Consider the following 22,235-nt stretch of genomic DNA (forward strand, 5'->3'; position numbering starts at 1 on the left):
ACTTAACAGCCCTGCTCCGATGGAGAGGGGAGAAAAAAGCGGAAGAATGCTCCCCTCTCCATCGGAGAGGGGCTGGGGGTGAGGTTTTTAGGACTTGCATTAATAAGTATACAGTTCCGCAATCTTATATAAAGAGAATGTAAAATAAGTGATAACCAATAGGGGTAATAATAGAAGTGTTTGTCAGAGTTATGGTTTAATAACCGTTTATCAAATAATTGAGGTTTGGATTGAGGCTAAAAAGTAATTTTGTACTATTCAAATGTAGGTTTATTGTTCTTGAATTGTCATAATACATTGATTATAAAGTTGAAAAAAAATCGTATTTTTTTAAGTGCTTGTAAATCAGTAAGATGATTTTTTTGATTTGTCAGTAAATGAAAAAAAATAAGAAAATAATAACTAAATCTATTTGAAATACGTTTAATATTAAACTGAAATAAAAATAATAATTTTAACTATTCTAATATTCAAATGCTGAAATTTATTCAAAAACCTCTTTTAATGTTATTGTTTTTCCCTTTAGGTTTGTTTGCTCAAAATGAAAAACTTACCGTTAGTGGTTATGTAAAAGACAACAAAAATGGCGAAGGCTTAATTGGTGCTTCCGTTTTTGTGAAAGAATTGCTGACGGGTACTACCACAAATACCTACGGTTTTTATTCTCTTACTTTACCAAAAGGGAATTATACTTTGGTCATTACTTCAGTTGGCTATCGAAAAGCATACAGAGATATTAAACTGAATGACCAAAACCTTACGCTCAATTTAGAATTGCAAGAGGATGGTCAAGAATTGGAGGAAGTTGTGGTAAAGGGCAAACGTGACGATGATAATGTGAAAGAGATTGAAATGTCTGTCAATAAAGTTGAAATGAAAACCATCAAAAAGATTCCTGCTTTATTGGGTGAAGTTGACTTAGTTCGTGCCATTCAATTATTGCCAGGGGTTTCTACGGTGGGAGAGGGTGCTACGGGTTTCAATGTTCGTGGTGGTGCAGTTGACCAAAACTTGGTGCTTTTAGATGATGCTCCTGTGTATAATTCTTCTCACCTTTTTGGTTTTTTCTCCATCTTCAATCCAGATGCTGTAAAAGATGTAAAATTGATTAAAGGCGGAATTCCTGCTCAATATGGTGGACGTGCTTCTTCAATTTTAGATGTAAGAATGAAAGAAGGGAATGCTAAAAAATTAGAAGTAAATGGAGGTATTGGTTTTATTTTCAGTCGTTTATCTATTGAAGCACCAATCATAAAAGACAAAGCTTCGTTTATTGTGGCGGCTCGTCGTTCGTATGCGGATATTTTGGCAAAACCGTTCCTGACGGGTAATAATGCCAATACTCAATTTAATTTTTATGACCTTACGGCAAAAGTAAACTACAATATCAATCAGAATAATACGGTGTTTTTGTCGGGATATTTTGGACGTGATGTTTTTGGAAATCAGTTCGGTTTCAACTGGGGAAATAGCACTTTATCTGCTCGTTGGAATCACGTTTTCAGTTCTAAATTATTCCTGAACACAACGGCATTTTATAGTAATTATGATTATTTATTGGATTCTGACTTAGAAAATGTGCGTCCTAATAACCGTTTTCGTTGGACTTCAAATATTGAAAACCTGAGCTTTAAGCCTGACTTTACGTATTATATTTCTCCCAACAATACCCTTACTTTTGGCGGACAAGTCTTGACGTATAGTTTTACGCCAGGTTCAGCAACGGCGAGTTCTCAGAGTGATGTGCGTTCGTTCGGTTCACCTCCAAAAGATGGTATTGAATATTCTGCCTATATCGGAAATGAATGGAAAGTTTCGCCTAAATTATCACTTCAATATGGCGTTCGTTTTTCAAAGTACGATTATAAAAGTAGCGAAGACGTTTATTACGAAAGAAAATTTGTAGGATTTTCGGATACATACCCTTCTGGATATGACCTTGTGACGAAGGTAAATGATAAAAATAAAATCCTTCAATCATACAGTAATTTTGAACCACGCTTCAATCTGAAATTAGAAACAGGTGAAAATAGCTCATTGAAAGCCAGTTATAACAGAATGACGCAGTATATTCACTTGATGTCGAACACCGCAGCAGCAACTCCATTGGACGTTTGGACTTCAAGTACCAATAATATTAAGCCTCAATTAACAGACCAAGTGGCTTTAGGATATTTTAAGAATTTTGGAGAAAACGAGTACGAAACCTCTTTGGAAGTTTATTATAAGGATTTTCAAAATCAAATTGATTATGCCGACCGTGCCAATCTTTTCTTGAATCCTACTTTTGAAAAAGATTTGATGTTTGGGAAAGGTCGTGCGTATGGCGTTGAATTATTCATTAAGAAAAATAAAGGAAAATTGACTGGTTGGACAAGTTACACTTTAGCACGTACCGAACGCCAAGTGGAAGGTTTGAATCAAGGAAAGTGGTATCCAAATCGTTTTGACAGAACCCATACATTGAATGTTGTAGGGCAGTATGAATTGAACAAAAAATGGAGTTTTGGGGCAAATTTTGCCTTCATTTCGGGCGTTCCATACTCTTTACCTGAGCGTCAGGGCGTTGTGGAAGGCTTAACTTATGGTATTACCGAAGGTGGTGTACGTGGTAATATTCGAGTGCCTGTTTACAATCGTTTGGATATTTCAGCTACCAAGAAAAACAAAAAAGCATTATTTGGTAAAGGCGAATCAGAATGGGTATTTTCTGTTTATAATTTATATAATCGTCGTAATCCATTCTCAATTTATACTCAACCCAAAACCTCAACAACTGCAGATTCTCAGCAACAAGCAGAACAAATAGTTAAAAGTGAGGCGATTAGATTGTCAATCATTGGCTCTTTAATTCCTTCAGTTACGTATAATTTTAAGTTTTAATTGAAAAAATAGTTGAACTATGATTTATAGGATTGAAGAGTATTTTTTAAAATCTTTCAATTGCCTAATCTTAAAAATCATCATTCAGTCAAAATAATTATCATGAAAATTTCAAAGCAAAATATATATCAAGAAGTGAATACAACTTTTAATTCATTTATTCGCTATTCGTTATTCGCTGTTTCTGCTCTTTTTCTAACAAGTTGCGAAGACGTTATTACCTTAGATGTTCAGAAAACAGACCCATATTTAGTGGTGGATGGTTCAATCACTAATTTGGCAGGTGAACAAGTTATTAAATTAACTAAATCGCAAGACCTTTTGAGTGAAGCACTTCCCGAAGTTGTTAAAAATGCTACGGTAAAAGTTACTGATAACTTAGGCAAAGTGTATGAATTTAAAGATTTGAAAAACGAAGGGAAATACGTGTGGACTCCTACTAATACTGCCGAAGTGATGGGAGTAATTGGCAGAACTTATTCGTTGGAAATACAAGCAGAAGGGGAAACCTATAAAGCATCTTCTAAACTAAATAGAGTTCCTAAAATTGATTCTATTGTATATAAATTGGATGATGCCAATATTCGACAAGGAGGGGATGGAAAACCAACAAAAGGTTATGATGCACAGTTTTATGCACGAGATTTGAAAGGCGTAGGAGATTGTTACCGAGTGAAAGTTTATCAAAATGGAAAACTCAGAAGTGGAGCAGATAATATTGTTATTGCCTATGACGGAATTGCCAATAAAAGCTCTTTTGGCGATTCATTGGCATTTATTAGACCATTACGCCGTTTGTCAACCACAGAATTATATCAAGAAAATGATAAAATAAAAGTCGAATTATTATCCATTACCGAAGCCCATTTTGACTTTTGGACACAACTACGTCAGGAATTAAACAATGCAGGTTTATTTGCTCGTCCAGCGGCACGTGTTCCTTCTAATATTTTAAATATTAATGCCAGTTCAACCAAACAAGCCGCAGGTTGGTTTGGAGCATCAGCCGTAACGTCGTTGGAAGTGATTGTAGATAAAACAAAAGCCGTTAAAGAATTTGCTGATTAAATCAATAACAAAATTATAATTTAGAAAGGGACACAATCAAGTGCCCCTTTTTTATTGTCTTATTAATTTTAAAATAAAATGTTTGTTGACGCTCTAATTATGGCGGGGCTATTTGTTTGATTATTAGTGAGTTAAGTGACTATTTTTTGCCTGTTGAATCCTAATTCTATTTATTCATCATAAATGGCATATCCTTTGTAAAGACTAAAATAAGAATCCTTACTTTAATTTTAAAAATACAAATTGCCATGTCAAAAATATTAGGAATAGGCTCACGAATTCGTCATGCAGAGTATGGTGACGGTGTAATAATCAACGTAAAGTCAAGCGGGTATAATATTACTTTTATGCAATTTGGCATGAAAATAATTAAGTTAGATTTCCCCTTAGAAGTTATCGAAGAAGTTGAGCAAGATAATGACCTTGTGAGTCTTTTAGATGTAGAAATGACACTTTCTAAGGTATTACAAAAGTGGGCAGATATTACCGAAAATGTACCTTTGGGCGATAAATGGAAAGGTGGAAAGCTAATTTTAAAACCTGGCAGACAAGATTTATCAAACAAAGAAATGCCCATTGATGCTTTCTTTCATAAAATTGTGATGGTGCGTGACCGTCTGCGGGTGATGGAACAACGAATCAATTCGAGTAATTTGGAAGATGAAGAAAAGGTAAATCTTCAACAATATATTACCAAAATTTACGGAACATTGACTTCATTTAACGTTCTTTTTAAACACCAAGAACATATTTTTGTCGGTGAAAAAGCAATGGCAGAAGCGTAAATTTTTTCTAAAAATAGATTTCAGCAAGTAATACCGTTCATTAAAAGTCCCAAATTTTAGAGACTATTAGCGAACGGTAGTTTTTTTATACCTGTAAAAACCTATATTTGTCAGGAAAATCAAAAAATAACCGCCCTAAATATCCATAACCAAGAAATTAAAAAATGCCCTTATCAGCCTCAAATAAGATTCATCTTGTAAAAGAATCTATTTTTAGATTAGCCAATTTTTCATCGGAAGAGTGGAATTTTTATCAGAATATTATTGAAGAAATTTCATTTAAGAAAAAATCATTTCTGACAAAAAGAGGAGAGGTAGAAAAATACGCTTATTTTATTTTGGAAGGAGCTGTAAAATATGAGGCAATCACTGAAGACGGCAAAGAAATTTGTGTTGATTTAGGTTTTCAGGGCAATTTGGTTAGCTCATTTTCGTCTTGTTTAGCTCAAATCCCATCGTCCATTTCTATTCAAGCGGTTACAAATATCAAAGCTTACCGATTGTATTATCCTCCTGTTTTGGAATTATTAGAAACGTCCAAAAATGCAGAGCGTTTTCATCGCCTCATTGCCGAACAATTATACATTCGTGAAACTCGCCGAACTTATACTTTAATTTCAAAAACGGCAGAACATCGTTATTTGCATCTTCTTGAAAATCAACCAGATGCTTTACGTTTAATTCCCATAAAAGATTTAGCATCGTATTTAGGAATTCATCCAGATAGTTTGAGCAGAATACGGAATAGTATTAAGGGTTAAGTAGGACAGGTTTCCAACCTGTCATTTCATACATGGATAGGTTTCCAACCTGTCATTTCATACATGGACAGGTTGGAAACCCGTCCTACCTTTTCTTGCTCCTCGGATGAAAATCTACGATGGTTTGTTGTAAATATTCACGGTCGAGGTGGGTATAAATTTCGGTAGTTGTAATAGATTCATGCCCTAACATTTCTTGAACTGCTCTCAAATCCGCCCCACCTTCAATCAAATGTGTGGCAAAAGAATGTCTAAATGTATGCGGACTAATATTCTTTTGAACGCCAGCTTTGGCAGCCAAGTCTTTGATAATCAGGAAAATCATTACTCTGGTTAATTTATTTCCCCTTCTATTCAAAAACACATGGTTTTCGGCTTCGGGTTTTACGTCTTGTTGCTTTCGGATATTTTCTAAATAAATTTTGGTATAATGCAAAGCATCACGCCCGATAGGAACGAGCCGAACTTTGTCGCCTTTTCCGATAATTCTGAGAAAACCAATATCAAAAAAACACTCCGTTAATTTCATTTCTACCAATTCTGAAACCCGTAACCCCGAACTATAAAGCACCTCCAAAATTGCCCGATTACGAGTACCTTCATTGGTGGAAAGGTCAATGGCTTCTAACATTCTTTCAATTTCTGGAAAACTCAAAGTTGCGGGCAACTTTCTTCCAATTTTAGGAGAAACAATCAATGCCATTGGGTCGTTTTTGATAATATCTTCCAACAATAAATACTTGAAAAATGCCTTTAATCCTGATAACATTCTGGCTTGAGAAGTGGCTTCTAAACCCAATTCTCCGACGTAATAAAAGAAATTGAAAATGTGCTTATCTGTTACCGTTTCGGGCTGAATGTCCAACTCTCCAGCTATTTCGAGGTATTCCCAAAGCTTCTGAACGTCACGTAAATACGCTTCAATCGAATTTTCTGAAAGAGAACGTTCTAAAGTGAGGTAGCTTTTGAAATTTTTTAAATAGCTTTGCCAATTCATTGGGGATTTGGGTTTAGGAATTAGTGAATGATTGATTAGGTTAGATAAAAGCAAAGATAATTTATAATTGTTTTTTTAGACAAGAAAATTCGTTTTGCATTTAGCTATCCAATTTAAGATTACTTAATCCATCATTAACTACTACCTTTTACCTAATACCTACTACCTAAACAACAATGTCAAAGAAAAAAATAATCATCATTAATGGCCCTAATTTGAATTTATTAGGCAAACGTGAACCCGAAATTTACGGACACCAAACTTTTGAACAATATTTTGAAGTCTTGAAAGATAAATATTCGGATTTAGTAGATTTAGAATATTTCCAGTCGAACCACGAAGGATTTTTGATTGACAAAATTCATGAAATTGGTTTTTCTTACGATGGGATTTTGATGAATGCAGGAGCATTTACGCATACTTCAATTGCCATTGCAGATGCCATTTCAGGCGTGAAAACCCCCGTGATAGAGGTTCATATTTCAAATGTGTATGCTCGTGAAGAATTCCGTCATAAAAGTTACATTAGCAAAAAAGCAATGGGAATTATTATCGGTTTTGGTCTTCGTGGCTACGATTTTGCCATTCAAGCGTTTTTATAATAGGTGTTTGGGATTAGGATTTAGTATTTGAAAAACTTTCGGAAGTATATACAATTTGACGGAAGTCAAGTTTTTTCAATAAAAACCTCACCCCCGACCCCTCTCCGTTGGAGAGGGGAGCGTTCGACCTCTTTTTTCTCCCCTCTCCAACGGAGAGGGGTCGGGGGTGAGGTTTTGCGTCAAATAGTATATAATTCCGAAAACTTTATTAAATACTCCTCCAAAATATGATAACTTTCTATCCAGGGCCATCAAAAGTATATCCACAAGTAGCTCAATATATGCAAGATGCCTTTGCGGAGGGAATTCTTAGTGTCAATCACCGAAGTCCCGAATGTATGGAAATTACTCGTGGGGCAATCGAAGGTTTACATCAAAAACTCAATATTCCTGAAGCATATTTTATTTGTTTTATTTCGTCAGCAACGGAGGCTTGGGAGATTATTGCACAATCTTTGACAGTAAAAGAAAGTGTCCATATTTATAACGGAGCATTTGGTGAAAAATGGGCAGATTATGCCGAAAAGCTCATTCCAAAAGTTGAAAGAATAACTTTTGATATTGAAGAACTTCCTGATTTAAAGCAGATTAACGCTTGTGGAGATGTCGTCTGTATTACACAAAATGAAACCTCGAACGGTACACAAATTAAAGATTTAAAGCCTTTTAGAAATGCTTTCCCCGAAGCGATTATTGCCGTTGATGCGACATCATCTTTAGGCGGAATTGCTTTAGATTGGCAACAAGGCGATGTTTGGTTTGCCTCAGTTCAGAAGTGCTTGGGTTTACCTGCGGGCATGGCAATAATGCTTTGTTCACCCAAAGCAATTCAGCGAGCAGAGCAAATCAACGACCGAAAATATTATAATAGTTTATTGTTCATTCACGATAATTTTCAGAAATTTCAAACACATTACACGCCTAATGTTTTGAATATTTATCTTTTGAATAAGATAATGGCTGACGTTCCTAATATTTCAAAAATCTCGGAAAGAATTAGGAATCAAGCTGATAGTTGGTATAAAATCTTTGATGAAAATGTAACACAGACTTTAGGCTGTAATGATAAAAATGAAGCAGTACAGACTAAAGTCTGTGCTACAAAACCCTTAATTCAAAACCCAGAAGTACGGTCAGATACAGTAATTGCAATTGCAGGAAATGAAAGTCAAATTAAAGATATAAAAACCATCACCAAAGCCAATGGAATCACGGTTGGAAATGGATATGGTTCTTGGAAAAACACAACTTTTAGAATTGCTAATTTTCCTACTATTGAAGTGAATGAAATCAGAGCTTTGGAGGAAATATTAATAAAATTATAGTAAGAGAAATTTATATAAGATAAGCGTAACACAACAAACTTTAATAACGACAATAAACACGATGGAATTAAACTTCAACTTCAAAGAAATTATCTCGGTTTCGCTTATTCTTTTTTCTGTCATTGATATTTTAGGGTCAATTCCTGTTGTCATAGACCTTCGTAAAAAAACAGGAGATATTCACGCAGAACAAGCCACTTTGGTTTCGGGCGGAATTATGATTGCCTTTCTATACGTCGGAAAATCTATTTTGAGTCTTTTTGGCGTTGATATAAATTCATTTGCCATTGCGGGAGCATTAATTATTTTCTTGATTGGTCTGGAAATGACTTTGGGCAGAAATATCTTTAAGTCGGAAGATGCCGCAGCCAGTAAAGCAGCTTCAATTGTGCCATTGGCTTTTCCAGTCATTGCGGGAGCAGGTACCATGACGACTATTTTATCGTTAAAATCTCAATTTGAAGAAGTAAATATTTTAGTTGGAATTTTATTGAACTTGGTATTTATCTACATCGTTTTAAAAGCCTCACAATGGATTGAAGACCGACTTGGACAGGTAGGAGCGAACGTTTTACGCAAAGTTTTTGGCGTAATTCTATTAGCGATTTCAATCAAGATTTTGAAAACAAGATTGGGGTAATTTAATGAGAAAGTGGGTTTTAGGGTGATTTTCTCAACCGCTCACTCTATAAAAAAATAAAGGTAAAATAAAAAAAAGTTAACTATGAACGAAGAATTATTAGACCAAGAAGAACATTTTAACCCCTTTGATGGAATAAAAAATACGCTAAGAAACTTTGAATGGGGAATTTCCCTGAGTGTTGGTGGGTATCTATTCCTTATTTTCTTAGGGATAAGCTATAACTTTTTCTATTTCATGACTTTCAGAATTAACATTTTCCTCTTTTCTGAAATTAATGATTTCTTAATGGCACCGCTGGCAAACCCTTTGGTAATTATATTGGCTTTACTTAGCGTAGGTTTGCTATCGGTGTTGATGTATCTTGGTTTCCTCTGGCAACAGAAGCATTTCAATAGTTATCAAATTGTGTATAGAGTTTTGATGTTAGGTAAAAAAGCTGATAAAAAGAAAATAAATAAGATGATGAAATCTCCATTTTATATTGGATTTGCAGTCTTGGTTTATTTACTTCTTGCAGCTGAATTGTATGGATTTTATCGTGCAAATAAAACGCTACACGATAAGAATATATACCATTATAAATTATCTATTGACAAAGAGTTAATACTGAATTTGGATAGTTTAGTGTATGTAGGAGATAATTCTGCTCATTATTTTCTATTTGATACCATTCGGAAAGAGGCTACAATTATTCCTAAAGACCAAGTTAAATTTGTGAGAATCGTAAAAAATCCGAAAGGGAAATTACTTTAAAGTAATTAATGACGACTTCACTAAAATATCTAAAATCGAAATAACATTGGCAAAAAAAGCAAAATTTTATACCGTCTGGAAAGGACGAACAACGGGTGTTTTTGACACTTGGGCGGAAGCCGAAGAGCAAATAAAAGGCTTTGAGAAAGCTCAGTACAAATCATTTGATACCTTAAAAGAAGCCGAAGATGCCTTTAAAGGAAATTATTGGCAGTCGGTACAAAAAACGCAAACGGGCGGAACTGGAAAGCAAACAAAATCAGCTACTTTGGTCGGAAAGCCCAATTCCGAAAGTATTTCGGTGGATGCTGCCTGTGCTGGAAATCCTGGAAAATTAGAATATCAAGGCGTAGAAACAGGAACAAAAAGAGTGCTTTTTTCAATGGGACCTTTTCCGCAAGGAACGGTAAATATTGGCGAGTTTTTAGCCATTGTTCATGGTTTGGCTTTCTTAAAAAAACACAATTCAGACTTGCCCATTTATTCCGATTCAAAAACGGCAATTTCTTGGGTGAAAAATAAAAAAGTCAAGACCAATTTAGAGCGTAACAAAAAGAACGAAGAACTTTTTCAGCTTTTAGACCGAGGCGAACAATGGCTAAAAGACAATACTTATGCCAATAAAATATTGAAATGGGAAACCGAATTTTGGGGAGAAAATCCAGCGGATTATGGGCGGAAGTAGAAAATTGATTAAAATTAAATCTTTAGATATTAAAAAGGGATAGTCATACATCATGGCTATCCCTTTCTAATATCTAAAGTTGCTCGATAGTTTTCATTGATAAAAACATTTTATCTGAAGTTGGTAATTCTATAAAACTGTAGGATTTATAAAAGCTAATCGCTTTACTATCTATTGGGTCAACAACAACTGCTAAAATACCAAGTTGATTCGATAAATCCAAACACTTTTTAAGGGCATGTAAAAGTAAATTTTCCCCAAATCCATTTCCTTGAATACTCTTATCAATCGCAATTCTTCCTAAGAGTATTACTGGTAAATCTGAATAACTCGGAGGTAGTTTTTTTATTAATTCCTCTGGAAGGTCTTGCCTTCTTATTGAATTGGCAGACAGTGTAAAATATCCTTTTACGATATTTTGTTCATCTACTAAAACGCTACAAGATGATAATTTACGTTTTATATCTTGGTTAGCTTGTCTTTTAAGGTAGTTGTCAAGCAAGTCATAACCACAGCTAAACTCCTCTTTTACGTGTATACTCTCTAATTTTTCAATCTTTAATTTCATGCGCTTCAACAAATTTTAAATAATTTAATTGAGCTCGTTTAAGTTTTTCATTAGGTGCTGGTGGATTTAATAATGCATCTACAAATACTCTTTTATCCTCTAATGATTTAAGTATGAGATTATTTTCGGCAATAATCTCATTTGACTCTTTATTCACACAAAAAATAATGAATTCAGTCAGATTTTTAAATCCTCTGATTTCAGAAGCATACTTAACGAACTCTTTTTGTTCTTTGCTAATCCGAACATCAATCCTGTCATTAATTACTGTTGCCATTTTATTTTTCTTATTTTACGGAATTATGTACTTATTAATGCAAATACTTGAATTACTTAGCTTTAGTTATCTTGAATATAATTACCCACTCAACATTTAGGCTACTGGGTAATTATAATTTTATGCTAAATTCAACCTTCATTAATAAGTATATATTTCTGCTGTTCTATATATACTGAAATTAAGTAACTGTAAACAAGTTAAGCTAATTTGTGAGAGCTTTAAACTATTATGTTCTTAATTATTAAATTATACCAATGTCTGTATTTGAAATTACGTTGTTTTTAGTCATGTATTATTGTTTATGGTGATTAAGGTTTTTTTTCTAAAATTCTTCTCTTACGAACGTTAAATATAGACGTACGAATTAGCAATACAAATGTACGTATATAATACGTACATTTCAAAGTGTTATTTTCAGATTCTAATGATTATTTTGAAATTACTACAGAAATACACAAACTCTTCCAAACATACTATTCAACCAATTTACATCTAAAACTCATAAACTTTTGTTTTATATTTGTATATGGAAAATTTTGTAGTTTCAGCCCGTAAATATCGCCCGCAATTATTTGACTCCGTCGTGGGTCAATCGCATATAACCACAACCCTTCAGAATGCTATTCGTACCAATCACTTAGCTCAGGCTTTTTTGTTTTGTGGTCCCCGTGGAGTTGGTAAAACAACTTGTGCAAGGATTTTAGCTAAAACCATTAATTGTCAGAACCTTACGCAAGAAGCAGAAGCCTGTGGAGAATGTGAATCGTGTAAATCATTTCAAAATAATGCCTCATTTAATATTCATGAATTAGATGCGGCTTCCAATAACTCGGTTGATGATATTAGAAATCTAATCGACCAAGTGCGTTATCCTCCCCAGTCAGGAAAATATAAAATCTACATCATTGATGAGGTTCACATGCTTTCAACGAGTGCCTTTAATGCCTTTTTGAAGACTTTAGAAGAACCGCCTTCGTATGCTATTTTTATTTTGGCAACGACCGAAAAACATAAAATTCTACCAACAATTTTGTCTCGTTGTCAAATTTTTGATTTCAATAGAATTCAAATTGCTGACATGACGCATCATTTATCACAAATTGCGGCAAAAGAAGGAATCACGGCAGATTTGGAAGCCTTGGAACTTATCGCTCAAAAAGCCGATGGAGGTTTGCGTGATGCTCTTTCAATGTTTGACTTGAACGTTACTTTCTCGCAAGATAGCGTATTGAAATACGCTGAAGTCCTTGATAATCTGCATATTCTGGATTATGATTATTACTTCAAAATGACGGAAGCTTTATTGAAATCAAATGTTTCAGATACGTTTTTATTGTTTGATGAAATCTTGAAAAAAGGCTTTGACGGACATCAATTTATCGTTGGACTATTGGAGCATTTTAGAAATTTATTGGTTTGTAAAGACCCCGTTACGGTTCGTTTGATGCAAGTCTCGGAGTCGGTTCAGAAGAAATATTTGGAACAATCAGTAGCAGCTCCGTACTCATTTTTAGCGTCGGGATTAAGTATTGGTTCTTCTTGCGATTTGAATTATAAAGCAGCAAAAAATCAGAAACTACACGTTGAGATTTGTTTGTTGAAAATGGCGAATATCGCTAATATTTTAAACTTAGCGACACTACCCGCCACGGAGGGCGATGGCGTGGGAAAGTAGTTAACAGGGAACAGGTAGCAGTAAACAGTAATCAGTTAGCAGTTAGCAGTAATCAATTACCAGTAACTAATTCCCAATTACCAGTTACCAATAACCAAGTCCTAACTCCTAATTCCCAATTACCAGTAACCAATAACCAATCTCCTCCAGTTCCAAATATTGGGAAATTGAGAAGTACCTCAGCGATAGTTAAACCATTGGCTCAACAAGAGGTTGTTCAGCAAGTTTCTCAAGTGCAAGAGCCTGTTATTCAGCAGAATAAGGCTTTTACATTTGATGAATTAACGCTTGCTTGGAGCAGGTTTACGAATGATTTGCAAATGGAAAATCGGATGACTGAATATGTGATTTTCAACCGAAAATTTACCTTAGAAGGCACTATTATTCAATTGCAGGTCGATAATGAAATCCAATTGGAAAAAGTAACGGGAACATTGAGAAATGAAATGATAACGTACCTTCGGAAGTCGCTTCAAAACTCGAAAATACAGTTGGAAACCACCGTAATGGAACAAGAAAACCAAAGTTTGATTTATACTCAAGCCGATAAATTTAGATTTTTAGCAGAGAAAAATCCCGCTTTGATAGAATTGAAAAATGTGTTGGGACTTGACTATGATTATTGATAATTTGAAAAAAAATAAAATGTTACAACTCGGACTCGTAAGTGCTATTTTAGCCGACCGTACTTTTGAACAAGTTATCGACTTTGTTTCGGAGAAAAACTTTAAATGTGTTGAAATTATGTGTTGGCCTGCCAACAACGCAGACGCTCGCAGATACGCAGGTGTAAGCCATATCAACGTGGAGGCTTTAGATGATAGTCAAGTGGCGTATATCAAAAAATATACTGCCGATAAAAATATAACTATTTCAGGTTTAGGCTATTATCCAAATCCACTTGACCCAGATACGGAAAAGGCAAATGTTTATGTTGACCATATCAAGAAGATTATCAAAGGGGCAGCAAAATTGGGTGTACCCGTTGTAAATACTTTTATCGGACGTGACCCACAGAAAAATGTCGCTTACAATTTGGATAAATTTAAAGAAGTTTGGACTGATATTGTGAAGTTGGCGGAAGAAGAAAACGTGAAAATCGGTATTGAAAACTGTCCAATGTTTTTTACCAATGACGAATGGCCAGGCGGGAAAAATTTAGCAACGACCCCAGCAATTTGGGATAAAATGTTTGACATGATTCCGTCGGCAACGTTGGGTTTAAATTATGACCCATCGCATTTACTATGGCAAATGATGGACTACACTCGCCCGATTTATGATTATCGTGAGCGTTTGCATCATATCCATTTAAAAGATGCCAAAGTATATCTCGACAAACTGAATCGAGTGGGAATTATGGCAAATCCATTAGAATATCATTCTCCGAAATTGCCAGGTTTAGGGGATATTCAATGGGGGAAATTCTTTGCCGCTTTGACAGACGTTCGCTACCGAGGTCCAGTTGTCATTGAGGTAGAAGACAAAGCCTACGAAGGTTCACCAGAAGATGTAGAATCTGCGATTTTAACGGCAAGAAACTATTTGAATCAGTTTTTAGGGTAGTTATTTAACTTGATTTTTTACTTGAAAAAAGCTAAGTTTGTTTAAAATAAAGGCAACATGACAAAGATACAAGCCCCCCTTTCAGAACCTCAGTTGGAACTTCTCCAGATGTTTGCTCGTCCTGTTGATGTAGCAGATTGGCAAAATATTAAGGTGATAATAACCCAATATTTTGCAGAAAAAGCTATCGAAGAAGCCAATAAAATTTGGGATAATGAAGGTTGGGATAATGCTAAAATTCAAGAATTATTAAGCAGTCATTTGCGGACACCTTATAAAAAATAATGAGAATAGTTTTAGATACTAATATTTTATTGGTTTCGGTTTCTGACCGTTCCCCGTATCATCTCATTTTTAAATCTTTTATCGAAGAACGTTATGAAATTTGTGTAACTACTGAAATATTAGATGAATATGCAGAAATCCTTTCAAAATATTCCAGTCAATTCTTAGCGACTAATACACTTGAAGTAATTGAAAATGCTGCTAATTCAGTATTAATCACTCGTTATTTCGCTTTTGAACTTATCAAAAATGACCCCGATGATAATAAGTTTGTAGATTGTGCTATTGCAAGTAATGCAGATTTTATTGTAACAAATGATGGGCATTTCAATGTTTTGAAAGAAATTCCTTTTCCACAAGTTAATATTATTTCGATAGATGATTTTATGGAAATCCTAAAAGTATCTATTTGACAAACCACAATGAACACAAAATCAATACAATACAATTCATTATCAGAAATTAAAACCGTTGCCAAATCTATTATTGATTTTGGACAAAAAACACCCGTATGGATTTTTGAAGGACAGATGGGAGCGGGGAAAACTACGCTCGTTAAAGCAATTTGTGAGGTGTTAGTGGTAACGAGTCACGTCCAGAGTCCGACTTTTTCGTTAGTGAATGAATACGTTACCAAACGTGGCGAAAATATTTATCATTTTGATTTTTACCGAATCAAAAACGAAGATGAAGCCATGGATATTGGCGTGGAAGATTACTTATATTCGGGTGAAAGATGCTTCATTGAGTGGCCTTCAAAAATTGCCAATCTATTACCAACCAAATACTTAAAAATAGAGATTCAGGTACAAGAAGATGGTGGAAGAATTGTAAATTTGGAAAAAGTAGGGGTTTAACGTATTTTTATGCAGTAACGGAAATACATTACTACAAAATCAGAGAAGTTGGTCGGTTGTAATATTCGCTTATCGCAAATCGCTTTTCGCTTATTATCAAAACGCTAAAATCAAATTATGCCTCACCCCTCAGGTTTTAAAGAAGTGCTTGCCCAGTCGGGATTAATGCCTCAAGAAGCATTGGTTTGGACAAAACAAAATGCCAAAAGTCTTTTTATTGGTCTTCCTCGTGAGGTTTCCATGCAAGAACACCGTATCTCATTAACGCCCGATGCTGTTGGTCTTTTGGTACGTAATGGACACCAAGTTTTGATTGAAACAGGTGCAGGACAAGCCGCAAAATTTACTGATACGCAATATTCGGATGCAGGAGCTACCATTGCTTATTCTGCCGAAGAGGTTTTTCATGCCGATGTTATTTTGAAAGTTCAACCGCTTACGGATGCTGAAATAGAATATTTAAAAAATGGCTCTACGGTTATTTCTTCGTTGAATCTTCCAAGAATGACAAAGGAATACTTTGAGAAATTGAACCGAAAAAAAATCACAGGTCTTTGCTACGAATACATTGAAGACAATGTGGGCGGAATGCCAATTATCAGAGCCATGTCTGAAATTGCAGGAAGTACCGTCATGTTGATTGCTGCCGAATGTTTGAGCAGTGCCAATAATGGAATGGGCGTAATTTTAGGCGGAATTACGGGTGTGCCACCCACTAAAGTGGTGATTTTAGGAGCTGGAACGGTTTCTGAATACACTGCCCGAATTGCCATTGGTTTGGGAGCAGATTTAAAAGTTTTTGATAAAGATATTTTCAAACTTCAACGACTAAAATATTCTGTTGGACAAAATATTTATACCTGTATTATTGACTCAAATACGCTTACACAAGCGATTATAGAGGCTGATGTTGTGATTGGGGCATTAAGAGCTGAAGATGGTTTTACACCTTGTATCGTAACCGAAGAAATGGTTTCTTTGATGAAGCCTGACTCGGTGGTGATTGATGTTTGTATCGACCAAGGTGGTTGTTTTGAGTCGTCAGAAATGACTACGCATGATAATCCTATTTATCGTAAATATGATGTGATTCACTATTGTGTACCTAATATTCCATCACGAGTGGCGCATACAGCCAGCCAAGCGTTGAGTAATATTTTCACTTCTTTTCTCTTGAAAACAGGCAAAACAGGCGGAATTGAAGAAGCTATCTTTGCGAACAAATCCTTTATGAAAGGTGTTTACTCTCACAAAGGAAGCGTTACCAATGCGATTATCGCCAAAAAATTTGGCATGAATTATAAGGATTTAAGTTTATTAAGTGCAGCACGTTTTTAGGATTTTGGTATTAAATTTCGGAACTATAAATGGTTTGTCACGAGACAAACGATAGACCACAGATGAAACAGATTGTACTGATTTTCACTGATTTTTCTTTATTTTTTCTGACTGTGCTTCTCAGTGTAAATCTGTGAAATCCGTTCAATCTGTGGTCTAAATTTGTCTGCGACAAATAGTTGATAGTTCCGTTAAATTTTAATTACTAAATCCTAACCCCTAAAATTATGTTAGAAGATTATCAAGCCATATCTAATGCTCCCAATTCACCAGATTTGAATGGTAAATATTTGGGTGTTATTTCAACTGACTTTGCGTTGGTTGCTGAGTTTTTAAAGGAAGCATCTTATCAAATCAGGACGAGAGGTTTTTCTAAATATCCAGTTTTTGCCGTTTCTCAAACTCCTGTTGCCGTTGGACAGCGATTAATCGGAATTGGAGAAATGAGTGAAAATCAGTGGAATTATCATGCTTCCATGATGGAGGAATTTGTGCAGAGAGAGATTATTGCGGAGGAAAATATCGAAGTTTTTAAATCAAGCTATAAAGACCCAGACGAATTTTGTTGTCTTTTTGTACTTGATAAAGATTTTGCCAGTTTTATCTACATTCCTTTTCCAGAGGATTGATATTTTAGGTGTTAGTTTTTGGTTTTTAGGTGTTAGAAAATACCTGAAGCCCAAAAACTAACACTTAAAACCTGACTACTAATCCCTAATCTTATAAATATAAAATGTCTCATTATGATTATGCGACGGATTCAGTAAATACGCAATATTATCCCCCAAACTCGGTTCAATATCTATTTCGTGTTCCATCGTTGGAAATACCGCTTTCATTTCTGCCAATCTCTTTTCTAAGTCAGAATTCCCTACCAAAATAATATAATTTGGCTTTACTTTTTTGCCTAATTTCAACTGATTAGGCAAATCTGCCATTTTTTCGTGCGTATCTACCGTGTAATAATCGTAGCGTTTTTGTAGGTAAAATGGAGCTTCTGGTTGTGAAAACTCATAGTTTTGAAGCACAAAATTGTTCAAATCTCCTTTCTCACGGAGATAATTCATGCTCTCAACTCTTGAACGTTTTGTATAAGTTACCGACAAAACACAAAGCAGAATGGTATTCAACACTAAACCCCAAATAATGGCAAATTTTGTAAATCCTTGAAGCCATTTTTTCTCACTAAATTGTTCATATAAATCTCTAAATCCAATCGTTCCTAAAATGATAAAATAGGGCAAAAACGGCATAATAAAACGTTCTTGCTTGTTGGCATAATATGAATGAAAAGCAAAAAAGAACAACGATGCCCAAAAGAAAACTGCCCGATAACCGCCTTGTGTAGCCGTTTTGAAATATCCTGCCAATAACAAAAGAAACGGAAATGCTAAAAATAAACCTGCTACTGTACCAATATAACGGTGCCAAGGGCCATTTGGATAAGCCGAAATATTAGTTGAATCGCTATTATATTCGATATAGGCTTGGATAGATGCAAATGGATTTCCCCAATAAAAATAATCTAAAAGTCCTTGTGTAAGCATGAAAAATACGCCCATCAAAACTCCAAAAATGAGAGCTTTTTGCCAATTTTGTTTGCTCAAAAGCCAATTGAGTCCAACTACAAAAGGAATAAAAACTATTTGATAACGAAACACAAAAGCAATAGTAAACCACCAAGCCGACCATAAAATATGTTTTGTAGTTAAGTTCTTTTCAAGGGCATAATAACAGCCAATCAAAAGTGGAGGAACGCAGGCGAGTTCACGTAAATTACGTACTGATAAGAACGGTAAAACCCAGAAAATGGCTAATAAAAGCCCCACAATTTTGGCATCATTAGCACGATTAGTCAGGCGTTCTGTGATTTTGTAACCGTAATAAATGGTTAATAATGAGAACAAACCATGTACTAAACGACCCACAAACATTTTAACTTCTGGATTGTATATTCCCACGAATTCGCATAATCCAAAAATAACGTAATGAACTCCAGGATAAACCAAACTGAACAAATAAATGGTACCTTTTGGGAAGTTTGGAAATGGCGTTTCTAAGCCATCTAATAGGTTTTGAGTGATTTCTATTACTTCAAAGTGGTCGTCAGTAAAGGCGTAACCTTTGGAAAAAATGATGGCTAATAACCTGAAAAATAATCCGAGTAATAAGATTTTTTTAAGATTGAGTGTTTCTAAATATTTGGTCATTTGATTATTTGATAAGGTTCACAAAGTTACGGTTTTTATTCAGTCTCACCACTTCCCAACAAAATCCTGAACGTAGTTCCTTTGTTTACTTCTGAATGTTTGACAAATAATTTCCCTGCGTGATAATTCTCAATAATACGTTTGGCAAGTGTTAATCCTAAACCCCAACCCCGTTTTTTAGTGCTAAATCCTGGATTAAAAACTTTACTTAGATTCTTTTTGGCGATGCCTTTGCCTGTGTCGGTGATGTCAATGGCAATTTGGTCGTTTTTCAATTCTTTTAATACAACTGTTAAAGCCCCAACGCCTTCCATCGCATCAACGGCATTTTTACAAATATTCTCAATTACCCACTCAAATAAATAACGATTCAGTTTGAGTGTTTTGTTGCTTTGTAGCTGATTATCAAGGGTAAAGGAGACTTTTGTCGATATTCTTTTCTGTAAATAAGACATGAACGTTTCAATGGTTTCTACCACATTTTCATCTTTCAAGACAGGAACTGAACCGATATTTGAGAAACGAGTCGTGATTACGTCCAATCGCTGAACGTCTTTTTCGATTTCTTTGACGATTTCAGGGTCAAAACTTGGGTCTGTTTTGAAATATTCAACCCAAGCCGTTAATGAAGATAATGGCGTTCCCAATTGATGGGCGGTTTCTTTTGCCAAACCTACCCAAACACGGTTTTGTTCCGACCTTCTCGAAGCATCAAAAAATAAATAAGCCGCAAAGCCAAATATTAAAACGATAAGTAGTTGAAAAAGAGGGTAGTATCTTAAAATATTGAGCAGTTGAGAGTTCCCATAATAGATATATTCTTTATGGAAATCCATGTCCAACTCAATAGGAACATTGTCATCTCTCATAATTTCGTCTAATTTTTCTTTCAAAAACGCTTGTTTTTCTTTGGATGAAAGTTCCTTTGGGATTTCTATATTGTTGGATTCGAGATAACCCGTTCCATTTTTCAAAATCACAGGAATGGTGTTATTTTCGTTGGCTTGCTTAAATTTATCAAAGAAAAAATTTACATCTTGGTTTGGGTCACTGGTCATGGTGTATTTGAATGACTCAGCGTACAATTCAATTTGTTGTTTTTCACGTTCTTCTAATTTACTCACCAATTTGTCAGTAATGTACAAAGAGGCTGCTCCCACAAGTACACAAAAAAACAAAAATGCAGCTTTCCACCAAGTATTACGGCTATAAATATCAACGGTTAAAATCATAGAGTATTCATTGTTTTGATTACTAATTTAGGTAATCATAAAATTAGTTTTAAAAATGGAGGAAAATCCTCTTTTAAGAAATGTAGCAATTACACTAATTACTTTTCGCAAATCGTTTAACTATTACATGATTAACGTAAAATACATAAATTCTTGTAATTGAAAAAAATAAAATATTGGATTGTTTATTGTTGTATTACATTGACAACTAATTTTTCGGATTGAAGCTTAAAATTAGTTTTAACTCTTAATTGTGCAAACATGAAGAATTACATATTATCGCTAAGTTTATTAGCTACCTTTTTTTTATTTATTGTTGCTTGTAAAACAGAAAAAGGTGAAGTTGGACCTGCTGGAGCAACGGGAGCAACAGGAGCAACAGGGGCAACGGGAGCAACGGGTGCAACAGGAACAGCCAATGTTATTTACTCTCCTTGGATAACTACCTCTTTTTCTGGAAGTCCTGGACTGTATTTAGGAAATATTTCCGCTCCCAAAATTACACAAGAAGTTTTAGATAAAGCAGATATTAGGGTGTATTGGAGTGAGTCGGGGAGAGTGGTAAGTTTACCTTATGCTCAAGTAATCAGTGGAACAACCTATACAATTCACCAACGCTTTTATGTTGGCAAAATAGAACTTGTAGCGAGTTATTTGCTTACAAATCAGCAATTTCGTTATGTCATTATTCCTGGTGGCGTAGCGGGAGGACGGAGTTCAGCCATAGATTTTTCAAATTATGAAGAAGTGAAAAAATATTATAATATTCCTGATTGATATTTCTAAAACAAAAAGCTCAAATAGGTCGTATTTGAGCTTTTTGTTTTAGAAATATCTTCGTATAATGTCTCTTTTGTAAATCTTCAAATCATACTTAGCATGAATTTGAATTATTTGATAAGGCGTTTTTGGGGTAAAAGATAAGCCCAATTTTAGATTATCTTTGAAGGAATAGTCAACGGCATAAGTTGAAATTAAAGAGCCTTCTGTGATTCTATTCGCCCAAACCCCAAGCCCTAAATTCTTGAAATATAATGTTGTACCTAAATCAAGAAAGGTTGATTGTTGGTTACTTTGCCCATAATATATTTGGTACGGGCGATAAACTACTGCTGAAATCTTTAAGTGTGCATTTTTCCCTAAATTATTTGAAACAAAACTTCCATGAATATTAAAAGGGCTTGAATCTTCATGAAAATAAGGGATTGAAATGCCAAATTCTCCTCTTTTTCCGTAAAAATTAGCTCCAACTCCCATTCGTAATGTTTTATATATCTTACTATTTGGAGCGTAGTCGCCATTAGTTTTATTATAAATATCCATTCCTTGTACACCAAGTGCTAAATAGTTATCCTCTTTTATTTTTATTCGGTAAGCAATACTACCAACAAAGTATTTCTGTTCAGCCAAAGAATAAGCAACTTCGTTATTTTTATAAACATTTGCTTGTATGCCAAGAGCAAGGTTCCCATTTTTGGTCACAGGAGCATCAGCCGTAAATAAAAAATAACTTTGATAATCTTTGACGATTGTGTAATTAGTGCTAATTCTAAGATTTTCAGAATTACCTGTTGAAGCAGGATTGAGTGCCATCGGTGCATAAATGTAGTGCTGAGCTAAAGTTTTATAACCGAATAGAACAAACACAATGAGTGTAAATCGTAGATGCTTTTTCATATAAAGTGTTGAGATATAGGATGTTTTAATACGTAATTTTACTGG

Annotated in this window: 24 protein-coding genes; 18 read left to right on the plus strand and 6 right to left on the minus strand. The window is 34.8% G+C overall.

Going from position 1 to position 22,235, the window contains the following annotated elements; translation table 11 throughout:
• Window positions 1-504 precede the first annotated feature (504 nt).
• From VB796_RS06855 to VB796_RS06870, 4 genes are all read left to right on the plus strand, one after another.
• Entirely contained in the window at window positions 505-2,883 is a 2,379-nt protein-coding gene (locus tag VB796_RS06855; protein WP_323345777.1) for a TonB-dependent receptor, read from the plus strand.
• A gap of 102 nt (window positions 2,884-2,985) precedes the next feature.
• A complete protein-coding gene (locus tag VB796_RS06860; RefSeq protein WP_323345778.1) occupies window positions 2,986-3,951 on the plus strand; it encodes a DUF4249 domain-containing protein in 966 nt (321 codons plus the stop codon).
• Between the two features lie 248 nt (window positions 3,952-4,199).
• A complete protein-coding gene (locus VB796_RS06865) occupies window positions 4,200-4,736 on the plus strand; it encodes a hypothetical protein (protein ID WP_323345779.1) in 537 nt (178 codons plus the stop codon).
• A 164-nt stretch (window positions 4,737-4,900) separates the two neighbouring features.
• Window positions 4,901-5,497 (plus strand): Crp/Fnr family transcriptional regulator, encoded by a 597-nt coding sequence (locus VB796_RS06870; protein ID WP_323345780.1) that lies wholly within the window; start codon window positions 4,901-4,903, stop codon window positions 5,495-5,497.
• An 85-nt stretch (window positions 5,498-5,582) separates the two neighbouring features.
• Here the strand turns inward: VB796_RS06870 and xerD are convergent, their stop codons facing one another.
• Window positions 5,583-6,494, minus strand: coding sequence for a site-specific tyrosine recombinase XerD (gene xerD / locus VB796_RS06875; protein ID WP_323345781.1), 912 nt, complete (start codon window positions 6,492-6,494; stop codon window positions 5,583-5,585).
• Window positions 6,495-6,670: 176 nt separating this feature from the next.
• Here xerD and aroQ point away from each other — a divergent pair, with 176 nt between their 5' ends.
• The 5 genes from aroQ (at window position 6,671) to VB796_RS06900 (ending at window position 10,502) form a co-directional block, all read left to right on the plus strand.
• Window positions 6,671-7,096, plus strand: a complete 426-nt coding sequence (gene aroQ / locus VB796_RS06880) for a type II 3-dehydroquinate dehydratase (protein WP_323345782.1) — start codon at window positions 6,671-6,673, stop codon at window positions 7,094-7,096.
• A 227-nt stretch (window positions 7,097-7,323) separates the two neighbouring features.
• Complete coding sequence (locus tag VB796_RS06885; protein WP_323345783.1) at window positions 7,324-8,421, plus strand: aminotransferase class V-fold PLP-dependent enzyme; 1,098 nt, start codon at window positions 7,324-7,326, stop codon at window positions 8,419-8,421.
• A 61-nt stretch (window positions 8,422-8,482) separates the two neighbouring features.
• Window positions 8,483-9,061 carry a MarC family protein gene (locus tag VB796_RS06890; protein ID WP_323345784.1) on the plus strand — a complete coding sequence of 193 codons (579 nt, stop codon included), beginning with the start codon at window positions 8,483-8,485 and terminating at the stop codon, window positions 9,059-9,061.
• Window positions 9,062-9,145: 84 nt separating this feature from the next.
• The gene (locus tag VB796_RS06895) at window positions 9,146-9,817 is read left to right on the plus strand and encodes a hypothetical protein (protein ID WP_323345785.1); all 672 of its coding nucleotides are present in this window, start codon (window positions 9,146-9,148) and stop codon (window positions 9,815-9,817) included.
• 46 nt (window positions 9,818-9,863) lie between these two features.
• On the plus strand, window positions 9,864-10,502 hold the full coding sequence (locus VB796_RS06900; protein ID WP_323345786.1) for a ribonuclease H family protein: 639 nt from the start codon (window positions 9,864-9,866) through the stop codon (window positions 10,500-10,502).
• Between the two features lie 73 nt (window positions 10,503-10,575).
• Here the strand turns inward: VB796_RS06900 and VB796_RS06905 are convergent, their stop codons facing one another.
• On the minus strand, window positions 10,576-11,070 hold the full coding sequence (locus VB796_RS06905; protein WP_323345787.1) for a GNAT family N-acetyltransferase: 495 nt from the start codon (window positions 11,068-11,070) through the stop codon (window positions 10,576-10,578).
• A complete protein-coding gene (locus VB796_RS06910) occupies window positions 11,054-11,347 on the minus strand; it encodes a DUF1778 domain-containing protein (protein WP_323345788.1) in 294 nt (97 codons plus the stop codon). Before VB796_RS06910 ends, VB796_RS06905 begins: the two co-directional genes overlap by 17 nt.
• A gap of 529 nt (window positions 11,348-11,876) precedes the next feature.
• Here VB796_RS06910 and VB796_RS06915 point away from each other — a divergent pair.
• The 8 genes from VB796_RS06915 (at window position 11,877) to VB796_RS06950 (ending at window position 17,700) form a co-directional block, all read left to right on the plus strand.
• Complete coding sequence (locus tag VB796_RS06915; protein WP_416233516.1) at window positions 11,877-13,025, plus strand: DNA polymerase III subunit gamma/tau; 1,149 nt, start codon at window positions 11,877-11,879, stop codon at window positions 13,023-13,025.
• Between the two features lie 167 nt (window positions 13,026-13,192).
• On the plus strand, window positions 13,193-13,651 hold the full coding sequence (locus tag VB796_RS06920) for a hypothetical protein (protein ID WP_323345789.1): 459 nt from the start codon (window positions 13,193-13,195) through the stop codon (window positions 13,649-13,651).
• Window positions 13,652-13,670: 19 nt separating this feature from the next.
• On the plus strand, window positions 13,671-14,591 hold the full coding sequence (locus tag VB796_RS06925) for a sugar phosphate isomerase/epimerase (protein WP_323345790.1): 921 nt from the start codon (window positions 13,671-13,673) through the stop codon (window positions 14,589-14,591).
• 57 nt (window positions 14,592-14,648) lie between these two features.
• The gene (locus VB796_RS06930; RefSeq protein ID WP_323345791.1) at window positions 14,649-14,876 is read left to right on the plus strand and encodes a hypothetical protein; all 228 of its coding nucleotides are present in this window, start codon (window positions 14,649-14,651) and stop codon (window positions 14,874-14,876) included.
• Entirely contained in the window at window positions 14,876-15,289 is a 414-nt protein-coding gene (locus VB796_RS06935; protein ID WP_323345792.1) for a putative toxin-antitoxin system toxin component, PIN family, read from the plus strand. The genes VB796_RS06930 and VB796_RS06935 overlap by 1 nt, the downstream gene beginning before the upstream one ends.
• 9 nt (window positions 15,290-15,298) lie before the next feature.
• Window positions 15,299-15,733, plus strand: coding sequence for a tRNA (adenosine(37)-N6)-threonylcarbamoyltransferase complex ATPase subunit type 1 TsaE (gene tsaE / locus VB796_RS06940; RefSeq protein WP_323345793.1), 435 nt, complete (start codon window positions 15,299-15,301; stop codon window positions 15,731-15,733).
• A 117-nt stretch (window positions 15,734-15,850) separates the two neighbouring features.
• Window positions 15,851-17,071, plus strand: coding sequence for an alanine dehydrogenase (locus VB796_RS06945; RefSeq protein WP_323345794.1), 1,221 nt, complete (start codon window positions 15,851-15,853; stop codon window positions 17,069-17,071).
• Between the two features lie 227 nt (window positions 17,072-17,298).
• Window positions 17,299-17,700: a hypothetical protein gene (locus VB796_RS06950; protein ID WP_323345795.1), complete on the plus strand. Its 402-nt coding sequence runs from the start codon at window positions 17,299-17,301 to the stop codon at window positions 17,698-17,700.
• A gap of 78 nt (window positions 17,701-17,778) precedes the next feature.
• On the opposite strand, the gene VB796_RS06955 is transcribed toward VB796_RS06950, so the two are convergent.
• Window positions 17,779-19,281, minus strand: coding sequence for a hypothetical protein (locus VB796_RS06955; RefSeq protein WP_323345796.1), 1,503 nt, complete (start codon window positions 19,279-19,281; stop codon window positions 17,779-17,781).
• Between the two features lie 35 nt (window positions 19,282-19,316).
• Window positions 19,317-20,513, minus strand: coding sequence for a sensor histidine kinase (locus tag VB796_RS06960; RefSeq protein WP_323345797.1), 1,197 nt, complete (start codon window positions 20,511-20,513; stop codon window positions 19,317-19,319).
• 261 nt (window positions 20,514-20,774) lie between these two features.
• On the opposite strand from VB796_RS06960, the gene VB796_RS06965 reads away from it, so the two are divergent.
• Entirely contained in the window at window positions 20,775-21,290 is a 516-nt protein-coding gene (locus VB796_RS06965; RefSeq protein ID WP_323345798.1) for a collagen-like protein, read from the plus strand.
• A gap of 48 nt (window positions 21,291-21,338) precedes the next feature.
• Here the strand turns inward: VB796_RS06965 and VB796_RS06970 are convergent, their stop codons facing one another.
• The gene (locus VB796_RS06970) at window positions 21,339-22,190 is read right to left on the minus strand and encodes a type IX secretion system membrane protein PorP/SprF (protein WP_323345799.1); all 852 of its coding nucleotides are present in this window, start codon (window positions 22,188-22,190) and stop codon (window positions 21,339-21,341) included.
• Between the last annotated feature and the right edge of the window lie 45 nt (window positions 22,191-22,235).

It is taken from the genome of Arcicella sp. LKC2W (assembly GCF_034931005.1).
Lineage (GTDB): Bacteria > Bacteroidota > Bacteroidia > Cytophagales > Spirosomataceae > Arcicella.